Annotated in this window: 14 protein-coding genes; 9 read left to right on the top strand and 5 right to left on the bottom strand. The window is 73.1% G+C overall.

Features of this window, described 5'->3' with window-relative positions:
- The first annotated feature begins 2 nt into the window (after positions 1-2).
- The 5 genes from ACFRAR_RS09705 (at position 3) to ACFRAR_RS09685 (ending at position 5,700) form a co-directional block, all read left to right on the top strand.
- The gene (locus ACFRAR_RS09705; protein WP_380696665.1) at positions 3-1,127 is read left to right on the top strand and encodes an STM4014 family protein; all 1,125 of its coding nucleotides are present in this window, start codon (positions 3-5) and stop codon (positions 1,125-1,127) included.
- A 29-nt stretch (positions 1,128-1,156) separates the two neighbouring features.
- On the top strand, positions 1,157-1,999 hold the full coding sequence (locus tag ACFRAR_RS09700; protein ID WP_380696803.1) for an STM4013/SEN3800 family hydrolase: 843 nt from the start codon (positions 1,157-1,159) through the stop codon (positions 1,997-1,999).
- Positions 1,996-3,330: an STM4012 family radical SAM protein gene (locus tag ACFRAR_RS09695; RefSeq protein ID WP_380696663.1), complete on the top strand. Its 1,335-nt coding sequence runs from the start codon at positions 1,996-1,998 to the stop codon at positions 3,328-3,330. Before ACFRAR_RS09700 ends, ACFRAR_RS09695 begins: the two co-directional genes overlap by 4 nt.
- 11 nt (positions 3,331-3,341) lie before the next feature.
- Positions 3,342-4,259, top strand: coding sequence for an STM4011 family radical SAM protein (locus ACFRAR_RS09690; RefSeq protein WP_380696661.1), 918 nt, complete (start codon positions 3,342-3,344; stop codon positions 4,257-4,259).
- Between the two features lie 286 nt (positions 4,260-4,545).
- Positions 4,546-5,700, top strand: coding sequence for a methyltransferase (locus ACFRAR_RS09685; protein ID WP_380696659.1), 1,155 nt, complete (start codon positions 4,546-4,548; stop codon positions 5,698-5,700).
- Positions 5,701-5,948: 248 nt separating this feature from the next.
- On the opposite strand, the gene ACFRAR_RS09680 is transcribed toward ACFRAR_RS09685, so the two are convergent.
- Both ACFRAR_RS09680 and ACFRAR_RS09675 read right to left on the bottom strand, forming a co-directional pair.
- Positions 5,949-8,657, bottom strand: coding sequence for a glycosyl hydrolase (locus ACFRAR_RS09680; RefSeq protein WP_380696657.1), 2,709 nt, complete (start codon positions 8,655-8,657; stop codon positions 5,949-5,951).
- Positions 8,658-8,928: 271 nt separating this feature from the next.
- The gene (locus ACFRAR_RS09675; RefSeq protein ID WP_380696655.1) at positions 8,929-9,639 is read right to left on the bottom strand and encodes a rhomboid-like protein; all 711 of its coding nucleotides are present in this window, start codon (positions 9,637-9,639) and stop codon (positions 8,929-8,931) included.
- Between the two features lie 251 nt (positions 9,640-9,890).
- On the opposite strand from ACFRAR_RS09675, the gene ACFRAR_RS09670 reads away from it, so the two are divergent.
- The 3 genes from ACFRAR_RS09670 to ACFRAR_RS09660 all read left to right on the top strand — a co-directional run bounded on the left by ACFRAR_RS09670 (position 9,891) and on the right by ACFRAR_RS09660 (position 13,069).
- Positions 9,891-10,547 (top strand): rhomboid-like protein, encoded by a 657-nt coding sequence (locus ACFRAR_RS09670; RefSeq protein ID WP_380696653.1) that lies wholly within the window; start codon positions 9,891-9,893, stop codon positions 10,545-10,547.
- A gap of 242 nt (positions 10,548-10,789) precedes the next feature.
- The gene (gene argG, locus ACFRAR_RS09665) at positions 10,790-12,202 is read left to right on the top strand and encodes an argininosuccinate synthase (protein ID WP_380696651.1); all 1,413 of its coding nucleotides are present in this window, start codon (positions 10,790-10,792) and stop codon (positions 12,200-12,202) included.
- A gap of 198 nt (positions 12,203-12,400) precedes the next feature.
- Complete coding sequence (locus ACFRAR_RS09660; RefSeq protein WP_380696649.1) at positions 12,401-13,069, top strand: GAP family protein; 669 nt, start codon at positions 12,401-12,403, stop codon at positions 13,067-13,069.
- 127 nt (positions 13,070-13,196) lie between these two features.
- Here ACFRAR_RS09660 and ACFRAR_RS09655 read toward each other — a convergent pair whose 3' ends face one another.
- From ACFRAR_RS09655 to ACFRAR_RS09645, 3 genes are all read right to left on the bottom strand, one after another.
- Positions 13,197-14,009: a hypothetical protein gene (locus tag ACFRAR_RS09655; RefSeq protein ID WP_380696647.1), complete on the bottom strand. Its 813-nt coding sequence runs from the start codon at positions 14,007-14,009 to the stop codon at positions 13,197-13,199.
- Positions 14,006-14,578: an RNA polymerase sigma factor gene (locus ACFRAR_RS09650; protein WP_380696645.1), complete on the bottom strand. Its 573-nt coding sequence runs from the start codon at positions 14,576-14,578 to the stop codon at positions 14,006-14,008. Before ACFRAR_RS09650 ends, ACFRAR_RS09655 begins: the two co-directional genes overlap by 4 nt.
- Positions 14,579-14,918: 340 nt before the next feature.
- The gene (locus tag ACFRAR_RS09645) at positions 14,919-15,392 is read right to left on the bottom strand and encodes a MarR family winged helix-turn-helix transcriptional regulator (protein WP_380696643.1); all 474 of its coding nucleotides are present in this window, start codon (positions 15,390-15,392) and stop codon (positions 14,919-14,921) included.
- Between the two features lie 117 nt (positions 15,393-15,509).
- Here ACFRAR_RS09645 and ACFRAR_RS09640 point away from each other — a divergent pair, with 117 nt between their 5' ends.
- Positions 15,510-15,920, top strand: a complete 411-nt coding sequence (locus ACFRAR_RS09640; RefSeq protein ID WP_380696641.1) for an organic hydroperoxide resistance protein — start codon at positions 15,510-15,512, stop codon at positions 15,918-15,920.
- Positions 15,921-16,058: the final 138 nt, after the last annotated feature.

Raw genomic sequence — 16,058 nt, 5'->3', positions numbered from 1 at the left:
CGATGACCGTGCAGCTGACCGTCCTCGGCAATCCGGGGCACCGACGGGTGACGCTGTTCGCCGCCGCGGCCCGGGCCGCCGGGCTGCCCGAGCCCGCCGTCCTGCCCTGGCTGGACGTACTGGCCGGCCGGTACCGGCTACCCGAGGGAGGTCTGCTGCGCATCGAGTCGCCCGGCGAGGAGCCCGAGGTCGACCGGTTGCTGCGCGGCCCCGCGCTCGGCCCCGGCTACGCGCCGACCAGGGTCGAGGGCACGGCCGCCTGGTACGCGGGGGTCATGGCCGCACTGCGCGGGCTGGCCGCCCGGCCCGGTGCCCGGCTGCTCGGCGATCCGGAGGAGATCGCCGTGATGTTCGACAAACGCCGGGCGCACGCGCTGCTCGCCGGAGCCGGGGTGCCGGTGCCCAGGGCTCTCGGCGGTGAGGTCACCGGCTGGGAGCACCTGCGCGAGCGCCTCGCCGTGGCGGGCCTGCGCCGGGTGTTCGTCAAGCCCGCGCACGGTTCCTCCGCCTCCGGGGTGATGGCCCTGGAGTTCGGGCCGCGCGGGCAGCTGCTGGCCACCACCTCGGTGGAGCTCGCCGACGGCCGGTTGCACAACTCGCTGCGGGTGCGCCGCTACCGCGGCGAGCGGGAGGTCGCCGCGATCGTCGACGGCCTGGCCCCGGACGGGCTGCACGTCGAGCAGTGGATCCCGAAGGCCTCGCAGTCCGGCCGCTCGGCGGACCTGAGGATCGTGGTGGTCGCCGGCCGGGCCACCCACGTCGTGGTGCGCACCAGCGGCCAGCCCATGACCAACCTGCACCTCGGCGGCGCCCGGGGCAGCGTCGAGCAGGCCCGGGAGGCCGCCGGTCCGGCCTGGTCGGCCCTGTTGGAGACGGCCGAGCGCGCGGCGGCGTGCTTCCCCGGCTCACCGATGGTCGGCGTCGACGTCCTGCCCACGGCCGGGTGGCGGCGCGCCCTGGTCGGCGAGGTGAACGCCTTCGGCGACCTGCTCCCCAACCTCACCGGCCTGCCCGGCGGCCCCGCCGAGGGCCTCGACACCTACGGCGCCCAGATCGCCGCGCTCACCGCCCCCTCCCCGTCGTCGCCCCCGGCGACGGACCACCAGATCACGGAACCCGCTCGATGAACCACCAGACCACCGCCCCGGACCCCGACATGAACGCGGTCGTCGGCACCCACGACCTGCTCCTCGTCACCCTCGACACGCTCCGTTTCGACGTCGCCGAGGAACTGGCCGCCGCCGGCCGGATCCCGAACCTCGCCGCCGTCCTCCCGGGCGGCCGCTGGGAGCGCCGGCACGCGCCGGGCAGCTTCACCTACGCCTCCCACCAGGCGATCCTGGCGGGCTTCCTGCCGACCCCGGCCTCCCCCGGCGGCCCGCACCCGCGCCTGTTCGCGGCCCGCTTCGCCGGCTCCGAGAGCACCGCCCCGCGCACCTGGGTCTTCGACGCCCCCGACCTGCCGACGGCCCTGGCCGCGACCGGATACCGCACCGTGTGCATCGGCGGCGTCGGGTTCTTCAACAGGCAGGGCCCGCTGGGTTCGGTGCTGCCCGGCCTCTTCCAGGAGAGCCACTGGGCGCCCGAGCTGGGGGTGGCATCGCCGAAGTCCTTCGAGGAGCAGGTCGCCCTGGCCGAGCGGGTCGCCGCCGAACAGTCCGCCGAACAGCCGCTGTTCCTGTTCCTGAACGTCTCGGCGCTGCACCAGCCGAACTGGTTCCACCTGCCCGGCGCCACCCGTGAGCACGGGGACTCCCGGGCCAGCCACGCCGCCGCCCTGGAGTACGTGGACGCGCACATCGGCCGGCTGTTCGCCGCGATGAGCGCCCGCCGCCCCTGCTTCGCGATCGTCTGCTCCGACCACGGCACCGCGTACGGCGAGGACGGCTACACCGGGCACCGGATCGGCCACGAGGTCGTCTGGACCGTCCCCTACACGCACTTCACCCTCTCCGCCCACCCGACGGAGGCCACCGCGACCGCCGAGGAGCGCGCATGACCACCGCACCCCCGCGCCCCGACTCGCCGTACCAGTCGTACGTCTACGCCTACCCCCACAAGACGGCCTACCGCCCGCTGCCCGAACGCCCGCTGCTGCGGGAGCTGTGGGAGGGCGAGGCCCAGCGCGCGCTCTCGCTCTACCTGCACATCCCGTTCTGCGAGGTGCGCTGCGGCTTCTGCAACCTGTTCACCCGGATCGGCAGCCCCGAAGGCCTGACCACGGCCTACCTGGACGCCCTGGAGCGCCAGGCCACGGCGGTGCGCGCGGCGCTGGACGAGGACGCCCGGTTCGCGCTGGCCGCGTTCGGCGGAGGCACTCCCACCTATCTGACGGCCGGTGAGCTGGAACGGCTGTGCGACATCGCCGAGCGGCGGATGGGTGCCGACCTGCGGGCGATACCGCTCTCGGTGGAGGCCTCGCCAGCCACCGCGACGGCCGACCGGCTGGAGGTGCTGGCCGCCCGGGGCGCCACCCGGCTGAGCCTGGGCGTGCAGTCCTTCGACGACGCCGAGGCGCGCTCCGCCGTCCGCCCGCAGAAACGGGCCGAGGTGGAGGCCGCCCTCGGCCGGATCCGCGCGGCCGGGTTCCCGGTGCTCAACATCGACCTCATCTACGGCATCGACGGCCAGACCGGGGCGAGCTGGATCCGCTCGCTGGACACCGCGCTCGCCTGGCAGCCCGAGGAGCTGTACCTCTACCCGCTGTACGTCCGTCCGCTGACCGGCCTGGCCCGGCGCGGCGAGCAGGAGGGCCCCGCCGCCTGGGACGCGCGCCGGCTCGCGCTCTACCGGGCCGGCCGCGACCACCTGCTCGCCCACGGCTACGAGCAGGTGTCGATGCGGATGTTCCGCCGCGCCGCCTCCCCGCAGGCCGGGGCGAGCGAGTACGCCTGCCAGACCGACGGCATGGTCGGCCTGGGCTGCGGCGCCCGGTCCTACACCTCGCGGTTGCACTACTCGTTCGACTACGCGGTGAACGCCACCAAGGTGCGCGGCATCATCGACGACTACGTCGCCACCACGGACTTCCGCCATGCCGAGGCGGGCCACTGGATGGGCGGCGCGGAACCGCGCCGGCGCCATCTGGTGCAGTCACTGCTCCAGGCCGAGGGCCTGTCGTCGGCGGAGTACCGGGCCAGGTTCGGCAGTTCACCGGCCGAGGACTTCCCGGCCGAGCTGGCCGAGTTCACCGAGCGCGGCTGGCTCACCGAGGGCGATCCGGGGGTCCTGCGGCTCAGCCCGGAGGGGCTGGCGCACTCGGACGCCGTCGGGCCGATGCTGTTCTCACCCGAGGTCGGGGCGCTGATGGCGGAGTACGAGACGAAATGACCTTCCTCGGCATGCCCTCTCCCGCACCCGGCCCCGCGCCCGCGCCCTCACCGGAGGGGGGCGCGCGGGACCTCACCCTGCTCTACCGCGGTCCGCTCGCCTCCTGCGACTACGACTGTCCGTACTGCCCGTTCGCCAAGCGGCGCGACAGCCCCGAGCAACTGCGGGCCGATCAGGCCGCGTTGGCGCGCTTCACCGGCTGGGCAGCCGAGCGAGCGGGCACCGGTGACACCCTGTCGCTGCTGTTCACCCCCTGGGGCGAGGGGCTGGTGCGCTCCTGGTACCGCCGGGCTCTGGTCGAGCTGAGCCACCTGCCGCACGTCCGTCGTGTGGCGATCCAGACCAACCTCAGCTGCCGCACCGGCTGGCTCGCCGAGGCGGACCTCGACACCCTCGCCCTCTGGGTGACGTTCCACCCCGGCCAGGTCACCCGCGACCGCTTCCTCGCCAAGTGCCGCGAGCTGGACGCGATCGGCGTGCGCTACAGCGTCGGGGTGGTCGGCCGGCCCGAGCACCTCGCCGAGGCCCGTCGGCTGCGCGCCGAGCTCGCCGAGGGCGTCTACCTCTGGGTCAACGCCGCCGAGGGCCTCGGCTACACCGACACCGAGGCCGCCCGGTGGACCGCCGTCGACCCCCACTTCGGCTACAGCCGGCATGCCCACCCCAGCGCCGGGCTGCCGTGCCGCACCGGGGAGTCCGCGCTGTCGGTGGACGGCGACGGCACCGTACGCCGCTGCCACTTCGTCCGGGACGTCCTCGGCAACCTCTACGACGGCAGCTACCGGTCCCAACTGCGGTCACGAACCTGCCCGTTGCCGGTGTGCGACTGCCACATCGGCTACGTCCACCTGGAGACACTGCCGCTGTACGAGTTGTTCGGCGCGGGAGTGCTGGAGCGCGTGCCGCACCTCTGGCCACCGGGCCGCTGATAAATCGGTTGCCAACCGAGCACGCTGTGTGAAAGCGTACGAACAACCGCGCAGTACCAGCAGGTTGGGAAAGGAGGCCCTCAGATGACCAGTGGCATACGGCTCGCCGTCGTGCCGGGCCTCGTGCTCGGTGACACCCCGGCTCGCGCTTCGACGCGTGAGCCGCACCCGGCCTGACGTCCGCGCCCGCCGTCCCGGCGACGCCACCGCCCGACGCGCCCGCTGCTCACCTCCTCGTCGAAGTGCTCTTCGTGCCCATTTGCACGCTCGACCACGAGGAGCCCCGGTGTCCGACACCCCTCGGTCCACCATCGTCCTGCCCACCCTCTCCACCCTGCCCGCACCCTGGCACAGCGAGAACGGCACGCCCGCACCGCGTCGCCTGATCGCCGCCGACGACATCCTTCGCGCCGAGGCCGCCTACCGACTGGCCTGCGAGGGCACCGCCCTGCTCTGGCATGGCGACTACCCCGGCGCGCTCCGACTCCTGAACGCCATGCGCCGCCGCGCCGAGCGGCGCCGGCCCCGACCCGCGCCCACCGTCGCGGCCGAGGCATTCCACCAGCACCGACGGGAACGTGCCCGCCTGGCCCGCGTCCTCGGCCTGCTGCTGGTACCGCTCGACGCGGGTCACCGTGTCCCGCTCCACCGGGCACCCGATGTCCGCGAGGCCTGCACGGCGGCCTACGGACCGCTCCTTGACAACAGAATCGTGTCCCTGCGCGAACTCCTCGGTGTGATCGGCGCACACCAGTGGCGCATCAGGGGCGTCGAGGTTCCGGCCCTCGGCGCCCGTATCCACCCGCACTACGGGGTCTTCTCACCGGTCCGCGGCGAGTACGTCGACCTCCTCGCCCGGGCGCCGCTGCCGCCGGCCGCCCACACCCACCCCATCGCCTACGACCTCGGCACCGGCACCGGGGTGCTCGCCGCGCTCCTCGCCCGGCGTGGCCTGCGCAGGATCCTGGTCACCGACACCAATCCGCGTGCTCTCGCCTGCGCCCTCGACAACGCCCACCGGCTCGGTCTCACCGACCGCGTCGAGACCGCCGGCGGCGGCCTCTACCCTCCCGGTCACGACCAGGCCGCCCTGGTCGTCTGCAATCCCCCGTGGCTGCCCGGACGGCCGAGCTCCACCCTCGACGAGGGCGTCTACGACCGGGACAGCCGAATGCTCCACGGGTTTCTCGACGGCCTGGCCGACCGTCTGCTACCCGGCGGCGAGGGCTGGCTCATCCTCTCCGACCTCGCCGAACACCTCGGGCAGCGGTCCCGCGCCGACCTGCTCGGCGCCGTTTCCCGAGCCGGGCTGCGCGTCACCGGGCGCCTCGACACAGTCCCCCGCCATCCCCGAGCCACCACCCCCGACCGGGCAGACCCCGTCCTCCGGGCCGCCCGCTGGGCCGAGGTCACCTCGCTCTGGAGGCTCGCCGCCACATGACACCTGGCGGCGTGACGGACCCGACGGGCCGGCGGACGGGTCCCCTGAGCCGTCCGCCAGTCCGGGCGGTCAGAGAGCTTCGGCGTCGGCTGGACCGGTGGAGAGGATGACCGCTTGTCGCGTTGTCGCGCGCGTTGAGCCGCGCCCCCGCCCGACGAGCCGTTCGCCCGGCCCGCCCCATGCGGAGCGGACCGGGCAACGACAGGCAGGCGCAGCAGGCGTCAGCCCCCTACGAAGAGACCGATCCGTCAGTCATCCGTCTCGTCGTGGCGCCCGTGGCCGAGGCGGGACAGGTCGAAGGACCAGATGCCGCGCCCGAAGGTGGCGGCGTAGAGCTTGCCGTCCGGGCCGATCTTCAGCTGCTGCACAGCCGTGGTGGGCAGGTTGCGGCCGAGGACCCGCCAGTCGGTGGTGCCGGGCGCGCGGTAGAAGGCGGCGAGATCGGTGCCCAGGGCCAGTCCGCCGTTCGGCAGGACCTTGACCGACGTGGCGGGGACGTCCGGCAGGTTGGCCGAGACGTCGGTCCAGGTGGCGCCGCCGTCACGGGTCTCGAAGAGGTGGCCGACACCCGCGCCGGGCCCCTCGGTCCACGTGCGCGAGAATCCGTTGAAGGCGACGAGGACGTGCTGGGCGTCGTTCTCGTCCACCGCGAAGGAGGAGATGTAGCGGTTCGGCAGTGTGCCCTCGACCGGCAGGTCGAGCTGGTGCCAGCCGGTGCCGTCGGTCTTGCCCACCGCGATGCCACGGCTGAAGCCGACGTTGTTGCACGGGCCGCACCAGCCCGCGTACACCGTGCCGTTGACCGTCGCCACTGCCGTGGCGACGTGGCCCGCACCCAGGTCGTAGGCGCTGGTCCACTCGCTGCCGGTGCGGATCGCGTAGCCCTTGTGCTGCACCCAGACATGCTGGCCGCCGGCGATCCAGGTGTTGCCGTCCTTCGGGTCGGCGGTGATCGGCGCGATGAAGCGCGCGGCGTTGGTTTCCTTGTCCGGCGGGGCGACCTCGTAGGAGGTGGCCTTGCTCGGGTCCTTCGTCCAGCTGCCGTCGCTGGTGGCGCAGTTCTGGGTGACCCAGATGTCGAGGTAGACGTACTCCTCGGCGATGCTGCAGCCGTTGGCGGGGTCCACGATCGTGTCGGCGCCGTCGCCGCCGAAGTTCGAGCCCATCACCTTGTCGTGGGCCCGCAGGATCGACTCGCCGTTGTCCTGGAGACCGCCGCTCACGATCACGCCCCGCCTGGAACGGTCCGCCGGATCCTTGCCGACGCCGACCGAGTAGTACTGGAGGGTGTCGATGGTGCCGTCGTTGAGCGACGTCCAGTCCTTGGCGTGCCCGTACGCGTCCACCTGCCCCTTGCCGGGACGGCGGTAGATGCCGCCGTCGTTGCCGACGTAGACGTTGGCCTTGCCCTGGTAGCTGCCGAAGGCGACGGCGTGCTGGTCGGAGTGGGTGGTCTGCGAGCAGTCGCCGGTCTGCCTGGTCGGGTCGATGCTCCAGCACGGGAAGACGTTGTTCCAGTAGGGCCCGACGGTGTCCCACTTGGCCCCGCCGTCATTGGTCTCGAAGACCTCTTCGAGACCCGCGTAGACGTGGTCCGGGTTGGCCGGGTCGACCTGGAGGAACTGGTTGTACCAGGCTTGGATGCCGGGCTGGTAGCCCTCGTCCTGGAGCGCGGAGCCGGAGTTCTTCAGCTTCTCCTTGTCCGCGATCAGCGTCCACGGCCCGAACGGGGAGCCGGACTTGGAGACGTAGATGCCCTTCAGCCCGGTGTCCGGGTCGGTGGCCATGACCTCCGGAGACTGGTCGATCGCGTAGAAGCGCGAGCCGTCCGCCGAGCGGGCGAAGGTCACGTTGCCGACGTTCGCCGCGTCCGTCGGCAGGTCGCCGAGCGAGGCGACGCGCTGCCAACTGCCGTCCGCCGCCTTGCTGTAGAAGCCGTTGTAGCTGTCGCCGCTGCGCCAGCCGACCGCCAGGACGACCTTGCCCGGGTCCTTGGGGTCGATCGCGATGTCGTTGGCGATGTTCTTGTACGGCGCGGCCGGGTCACCGGCCTTCGAGCCGCCCGGCAGGTACTCCGGATTCGGCGCGAACTCCAGTTTCCACGAGCCCGAGAGGTCCGTCGTGGGGTGGCTCCACACGCCGCGGCTGGTGGCCGCCCAGACCCGGCCGCCGCCGAAGCGCAGCGCATGGATGATGGTGGACTCCAGCTCGGCGCCGCCGACCCGGTTGGCGGGCTGGAACTCTCCGTGCTCGGGGTCCGTGAGCACGTACACGCCGGTGCCGACGTAGGAGGTCGCACCGGTGTTTGATTCGCCGGTGGCGTACCAGAGCCGACCGCCCTCGTCGAGGTTCAGGGTGCCGGTGGACAGCGTGGGCAGCTTGTCGGCGATCGGCTCCCAGTGCCCGCCGCCGGTCCGGGAGCGGAACACCCCGCCGTTGGCGCCGCCCGCGTACACATGACCGTTGCTGTCGGCCGCGAGGCCGGTGATCCGGCCCGTCACCAGACCGGAGCCGCCGCTGGAGTTGGAGTTGACGTCCCGGTAGCGCGGGTCGTCGGAGTTGTACGGCTTGTCGGTCACGTGGTCCCAGTTGCCACCGGTGCGCGGCATGGACTGCAGCTGCGCCCAGGCCGCGCCGTAGGCGCCCGGCGCGACCACTCCGGGGGCAGTGCGGGCCTCGGTGTACTGTGCGGTGCCCTCGGCGGAGTTCTCCGCCTCGTCCCCGCCGTCTCCGGCCTCCGCCGCGGCCTTCGGGCCGAGGCTCGGGGCAGCGGTCGCGCCGGCCGCACCACGGACCTTCTTCGCGTGCTCCTTCCCGATGTCCGCCTGGTGCCGGACCTGCCACGGCTGCCGCTCCTGCGGCAGCGACGGCGCGGCGAACGCCTGGGTGGTGGTCAGCCCGATCACGGTGAGCGTGACGGCGCTCATCAACAGCCGTCGTGGTTGCCTGGTGGGCACGGTTGTGGTCCTCCCCTGGGGCCGGTCGCGCGGTCGCACGCACTCGGCGGAAACAGGGGGAAGCCTGCTGGGCCCGCCCGGCCGGAGGGAAGGGACGTACGGTAAGAAGGCGGTAAGAGCCCGGCAACGTCCCTACGGCTTCGCATGGTTGGCAGTCGCGGAATGCCCGGCCCCGTTGCCCACGCGACGGGCCAACCGGGAAACCGGGTGGCCGGACAGTCCGGCGCGGCCGGACGGGAGTCCGGCGCCGCACGCCCTCACGAACCGCCGCTCAGCGCCCGCGGACCCGCCGCCGGAGCGTGCGCGCCGAGGCGACCGGGTCGAGCGAACCCGGGCGGTCCCGGGTCAGCGGATAGCAGGCGAATCCGATCAGCGCCGCACTGAAGTGGCCGATGCTGGTGTAGTCCCGGCTCTGCTGCACGCCCAGCCCGTAGACCACCAGAACCCCTGCCGCGTAGAGGTAGCGCCAGGGCCGGACGATCAGGTAGGTCAGCACCGCCACCACCCCGGCCAGCGCGTAGCTGACCCCGTAGTCCAGGGTGTAGACCGCCCTCGGCGAGGCCAGTCCCCGGTGGATGGCCCAGCCGAGCACACCCTCGCTGAGGTAGGTGGCGCCGACGTGCGCGAGCGCCACCACCGAGATCCAGCGCCGCGTGCCGAGCCACCGTTCGACCGGCACGTGGAAGAGGTTGTAGAGCAGCAGGTAGAACAGCCATCCTCCACCCGAGATCCACAGCGCGCTGGCCACCAGGACGCGGATCGGCGAGACCTGGAGGTGGTGGAGATTGGTCGAGCGCCGCTCCAGGATGCGGTCGGCGGTCGCCGGATCGACGTGCCGGATCACCTGCGTGGTGATGAGCAGGATCGCCAGCCAGGCATAGGTACCCGGCGCGCGCCGCACGTAGGCCCACACCGCGTGGGCGGCACGCGCCCACCGGGGCCGTCGGCGCGCCTCGGAGCCCCTGGCGATACGGCCGGCCATCGGCGCCTCCTCGACACTCCTCCCATCACCCTCGCCCTGGCCCGCCCCTGTCGCCACCCGCCGCTGTCGCCACCCGCCCCGGTCCGCCGCCAGGTCCGACCCCGCCGACCGCGCGCCCGCCCGTCCCCCGACACGGACGACCATCCGGCCGTTCGCGTACGCTGGCGCTTCGACCGTCCCGATTGCGCCCTCCCCCGCCCACGCGCCGGCGAGCCCGTACCGGGACCCGCCGAGCAAGGGCACCAGGCACGATGAGCGATCGCCTCGCGACGAGGACACCGACCGGCCCCGCCGCTCCTCGACACCCGGCACTGAGAGCTGCCGCCCGCCTGCGGCTCACCACGGGGTACGTCCTGCTGCTGACCGTGACGGCCTCCTGGTTGGCGAGTCAGGGCCATTCCGAGCGGGCCCGGTTCGTCCGGCACAACAGCAGCAACGTCCATCACATGGAAGTGGGCAAGTGGTGGACGCTGTTCACCAGCGGCCTGGTGGTCGACGGGGTGCCCGCCTGGCTGGGCATCGCGGCGGTCGCCGTCGTCCTGGGCCTGGCCGAGTGGCGCTGGGGTCCGGCCCGGGCCGGCGCGGTCTTCGTCTTCGGTCACCTGGGCGCCACACTGCTCACCGAGGGCTCCATGTGGGTGATGGTCACCGCCCGCATCCCGGGCGCGCTCTCCAGGGCCCGGGACGTGGGCATCAGCTACGGGCTGGTCGCCACCGGCGCCTGCCTCCTCGCGCTCGGCCCGCGCCCGCTGCGCCGCTACGGCCTTGCGGTGCTCGCCCTGGCCCTGGCCGCCGTCTGGGCACTGGACCAGCAGCTGGCCGACGCCGGCCACCTGGTCGCACTCGGGCTGGGCGTGCTCGCCTCCCACACGGCGTGGCTGCGTACCCGGGCGCTCGCACCGCACTGACCCTTGCCACCACCGCCGACCACCGGGCGATCACCCCAACCACCGGTACGACCAATCGAGTTGGACCGGGCCACCGACCGGCGAGACCCCACCTCCGGGCGCCCTCCACCACCCCAGCGACCGCATGCCCTTGCATTCCACTGCAAATCTATGCCAGAGTTCGGGCATCGGATCGATTACGCCGAATCCCGTCACACGTCGCTAGATCAGGGGCCCGCTCGCGCGGGTCATAGGGTGCATCCATGTCGAAGGTCTTGAGCAAGCTGCCGGTCGGTGAACGGATCGGCATCGCATTCTCCGGTGGGTTGGACACCTCCGTCGCCGTCGCGTGGATGCGCGAGCACGGTGCCCTCCCCTACGCCTACACGGCCGACATCGGCCAGTACGACGAGCCGAACCTCGCCGACGTCCCGGCCCGGGGCCGTGCGTACGGCGCCGAGCAGGCCCGGCTGGTCGACTGCCGGGCCGCGCTGGTCGAGGAGGGCCTGGCCGCCCTCGCCTGCGGTGCCTTCCACATCCGCTCCGCCGGCCAGACGTACTTCAACACCACCCCGCTCGGCCGCGCCGTGACCGGCACCCTGCTGGTCCGTGCCATGCAGGAGGACGGTGTCTCCATCTGGGGTGACGGCTCCACCTACAAGGGCAACGACATCGAGCGGTTCTACCGCTACGGCCTGCTCGCCAACCCCAACCTGCGGATCTACAAGCCGTGGCTGGACCAGGCGTTCGTCGACCAGCTCGGTGGCCGCAAGGAGATGTCCGAGTGGCTCGCCGAGCGGGACCTCCCGTACCGGGACTCCGCCGAGAAGGCCTACTCCACCGACGCCAACATCTGGGGCGCCACCCACGAGGCCAAGCGGCTGGAGTACCTGGACGCCTCCCTGGAGATCGTCAGCCCGATCATGGGCGTGGCCTTCTGGGACCCCGAGGTCGAGATCCCGACCGAGGACGTCACCGTCGAGTTCGAGTTCGGCCGCCCGGTCCGGATCAACGGCCGGGAGTTCGCCAGCGCCGTGGACCTGGTCCACGAGGCCAACACCATCGGTGGTCGGCACGGTCTGGGCATGTCCGACCAGATCGAGAACCGCATCATCGAGGCCAAGAGCCGCGGCATCTACGAGGCCCCGGGCATGGCGCTGCTGCACATCGCCTACGAGCGGCTGCTCAACGCCATCCACAACGAGGACACCATCGCCACGTACCACACCCAGGGTCGGCGGCTCGGCCGGCTGCTCTACGAGGGCCGCTGGTTCGACCCGCAGTCGCTGATGCTCCGGGACAGCATCCAGCGCTGGATCGGCCACCCGGTCACCGGCAGCGTCACCCTGCGGCTGCGGCGCGGCCAGGACTACTCGGTCATCGACACCCAGGGCCCCAACTTCAGCTACCACCCCGAGAAGCTGTCGATGGAGCGCAGCGTCGACGCCGCGTTCGTCCCGGACGACCGCATCGGCCAGCTGACCATGCGCAACCTCGACATCGCCGACTCGCGCAGCAAGCTGGAGCAGTACGCGGTGCACGGCCAGCTGGCGCCGTGGAGCGGCCTGATCGGCGAGCTCGCCCCGGGCGGTGCCGCCCCCATCGCGGCCGGCACCGGTGACGAGGAGGACCCCACCGCGCTCGACCACGCGGCGATCGAGTCCGGTACGGACTGACGTCTCCTGCCCGCGGAGGGCCGTCGCACCCCGGATGGTGCGGCGGCCCTCCGCCGCTCTCCCCCGCCCCTCCCAACCCAGCCCACCCCCGCACCCCTCCCCCGCCCTCACCCGGATGGCGGAACAGGCCGTGCGCAGCCCGTCCACCGGTAGCTGAATGGCGGACGGCGCCCGGCAACGGGGAAGGCAGGTCCGGGGATGGGTGAGACGATCGGCCCGATGTTGGCCTCGGCGACGGCGGTCGCACTCAGTCCGCTGCCGCTGATCGCCGTGCTCCTGATCCTCGCCTCACCGCGCGGCCGGGTCAACGGGGTTGCCTTCACGGTCGGCTGGGTGCTCGGCCTGGCCGCGGTGGCGGGCACCGTCGTGGCGGTCGGCAGCGCGCTGAACCCCGTCCGCACCGCGCCGACCTGGCCGTCCTGGCTGAAGCTCACTCTTGGCCTCCTGCTCCTCCTGCTGGCCGCCCGGCAGTGGCGGGAGCGACCGCGACCCGGCCGGGTCACCGCGCCGCCGGCCTGGCTGCTCTCGATCGACCGGCTGACCGCCGTCCGGTCCGCCGCGCTCGCCGCGGTCCTGGTGGTGGCCCGCCCGAAGACCCTCGTCCCGGCCGTCGGCGGGGCCGTCTCCATCGCAGCCGTCCCGACCGGTACCGGCGCCAGGGTGACGGCCACCGCCGCGCTGGTACTGCTCGGTTCGCTGGGCACCCTGCTGCCACTCGTGGTCCACCTACGGGGCGGCGACCACGCGCGGCGCGCCCTCGGCGAATGGCGGGCCTGGACGGCCGCGCACCATGCGGCGATCATGGTCGCCGTCCCCCTGATGCTCGGCGCCGAGTACCTGGGCGCCGCCGTCTCCGGCCTCACCTGAGCACCCCCGCGCACACCGCCACCGGGCCGCACCACATCCCGCCCCGGTCCGCGGTCCGCGGTCCCGCCACGCCGCCCACGCCACCGCCCGGCACCGCCGCTCAGCGCCCCCACGCCGCGCCGCCCCGTCACCGGATCCGCACCACCCCCCGCCCCCGCACCGCCCGGACCCCGAGCCTCCCCGGCACGGCCCTCGGCCGCGCCGCCACCGATTCCCTCACCGTCAGCAGGATCTCGCCGTCGTAGCACTCCGCCAGCACCCGGGCCAGCTCCGCGGCGCCGCCCGGCCGGACCTCCGGTGCCAGCTCCGGCAGTCGTTCCGGGGCGCTGAGGTCCTGGGCCTGGGCGGCCCAGCGGGCCGCGTCACGCCGCTCGCCCTCGGCGGTGTAGTGCACCGCCAGGCAGTGCACGGCCAGCTGGTCCCCGTACTGGGCCGCTATCCGCCACCAGAAGACGCCGTCCGCCGTCCGCCCGATCCCGTACAGCAGGCAGCCGAGGGTGCGGAAGGCCTTCTTCTCGGCGAGCTCCAGGTCCAGGGCCAGCTCCCCCGGCTCCGCCGCACCGGCCACCCCGGCGCACAGGTGCCGCAGGTCCCGCCGCAGCTCCGCCCGCCCCCCGGCCCGCCGGGACTGCCCCGGGGCCGTTCCCGGACCGGGCCCCGCCCCCGGGCCGGAACCCCCTCCCGGGCCGGAACCGGTACCCACCACCCCTGGCCCGGAGCCCGCCACCGCTCCCGGCCCCGGGCTCGCCCCCGAGGCCGGCGCGTGCGGCGGCCGGGCCCCGGCGGGCGGTCGGGCCGGACGTTCGCGCACGGCCGGGCCGGCCCGCCGGGCGACGGCGAGCCGCTCGGCCAGTCGGCGCGTGAAGTCCACCGGATCGTGGTCGTCGAACTCGCGCTCCAGCTCGACGGCGTGCGCACGCAGCAGGTCCACGACCCTCATGTCCCCGCCCCACCGTCGTCCGGGTGCTCCAGCAGGTACTCCAGGTGGCGTCGGCCGAGGCTGTAGTAGGTGCGGGCGGTGGTGTGCGCGATGCCCAGGGAGCGTCCGATGTCCTGGTACGACAGCCCCGCCTGGCGCAGCCGGACCACGTCGGCCTGGATCGGCGCGGCCCGGGCCAGTTCCTCCGTCGCCCAGTCCAGGGCGTCCAGTTCGGCGAGCTCGTTCAGCTCGTCCTGGCTGGTGTCGGGTCGGCGCTGGGCGATCACCCGCAGGCGCTTGCGTTCGGCACGGCGGCGCTCCCGCAGCACGTCCACCACGGCATCCTTGACGATCTTGAACGCGAAGGCCTTCGGATCGGGACTGGCCAGGGCCCGGCGCCAGTTCTTGTAGAGCGTGGCGCCCGCGTTCTGGACGGCGTCCTGGGCGTCCTCGCGGTGCCCCAGCCGCTGCTGGGCGTAGCGGAGGTAGCCGGAGTTCTCGTGGGTGAAGAAGGCCTCGAAGTCGTTCGGCAGGCCGCCGAGCGGATCGACTCTCAGGCTCCGCTCCTCGCCCGGCCCGGGAGTTCTCACGCGGGCCCCCTTTCGTGGGTCGACTGGCCGGCCCACCGGGTGGCACGCCGACGGCCCCTTGGGGGCTCGTGGTGTAACCGTCCGGGAGAGGCAGGATGTCGACCGGATCGGGCGGACAATTGGCGAACGATTACGTTCACTTTCGGACAGCGCCGCTGACCTGCCGGTTCGCCTTCACAGAGCGAACCGCGCCAGTCGAAACGTGATCCAGATCACACCGCTGGACAGTGCGGCTTGACAGACCCCTCCGACACACACCCGGACACCCAAACGCACACGCACGCACAGGGGTGCGCGCACACCCACGGGGCACCCACGAGCCCGACCCCGATCACCGCCCCTACGGCGCCGGCTCCACCTCCGCGGCGTCCAGCGCGGCGGTCACCCGGTCCAGCAGGCCGCGCAGCGCGGCCAGGTCCTCGACCGGCAGTCCGGCCGCGGTGAGGAGCCGGCGCGGAACCTGCCCGGCCCGCTCGCGCAGGGCAGCCCCTTCGGTGGTCAGGCGGACGGTGACCGACCGCTCGTCCTCCGGGCTCCGCTCCCGGCGCACCAGCCCGGCGGCCTCCAGTCGCTTGAGCAGCGGGGAGAGCGTTCCGGAGTCCAGCCGCAGCCGCTCGCCGATCCGCTTGACGGGCAGCTCGCCCTCCTCCCACAGCACCAGCATGACCAGGTACTGCGGGTAGGTCAGTCCGAGGTCCCGCAGCAGCACCCGGTACACGCCGCCGAAAGCGCGGGAGGCCGCGTTGAGCGAGAAGCAGATCTGCTGGTCGAGACGGAGGAGTTCCTCGTCCGCCATGCCGGGTTGGGTGCTCATGGCCCCATGGTACCGATCACCATCGCATAATTTAGTTGTGCACAACTGAATTGCATGCTCTACTTATCGCAGCGCGGCACACCCAGCGCAGCGCAGAGCGACAGAAGGGAAGCGATCATGGACGCGCTCTACACCGCAGCCGCCACCGCGAACGGCCGGGAGGGCCGTGCCGTCAGCTCCGACGGCCGGCTGGACCTCGCGCTGGCCATGCCGCCCGCGCTCGGCGGCAACGGACAGGGCACCAACCCGGAGCAGCTCTTCGCCGCCGGGTACGCCGCCTGCTTCGCCAGCGCCCTCGGCCTGGTCGGCCGCCAGGCCGGGGTGGACACCAGCGAGGTCTCGGTGACCGCCGAGGTGTCCATCGGCAAGGACGGGGCCGGCTTCTCCCTCGCCGCCGTGCTGCGCGTCGAGCTGCCCGATGCCCTCGCGGGCGAGACCGGCGAGCTGCTGGTCAAGCAGGCGCACGAGGTCTGCCCCTACTCCCGCGCCACCCGGGGCAACATCCCGGTCGAGCTGGTCGTCGAGTGACCGCCCTCGCCGGATAGCCGTCCCGGCCTCCACCGACGGGCCGGGCCCCCCCCCACCCAACCCGGCGGGCCCCCCCCGCCCCCCGCGGGCAATACCCCCCCCCACGGGTGGCCGAACCCAGGGTGTACACCCCGGTCC

It is taken from the genome of Kitasatospora sp. NPDC056651 (assembly GCF_042792155.1).
Lineage (GTDB): Bacteria > Actinomycetota > Actinomycetes > Streptomycetales > Streptomycetaceae > Kitasatospora.
Note: the sequence above shows the minus strand (reverse complement) of the source record. Positions and strands in the feature narration are given on the sequence as shown.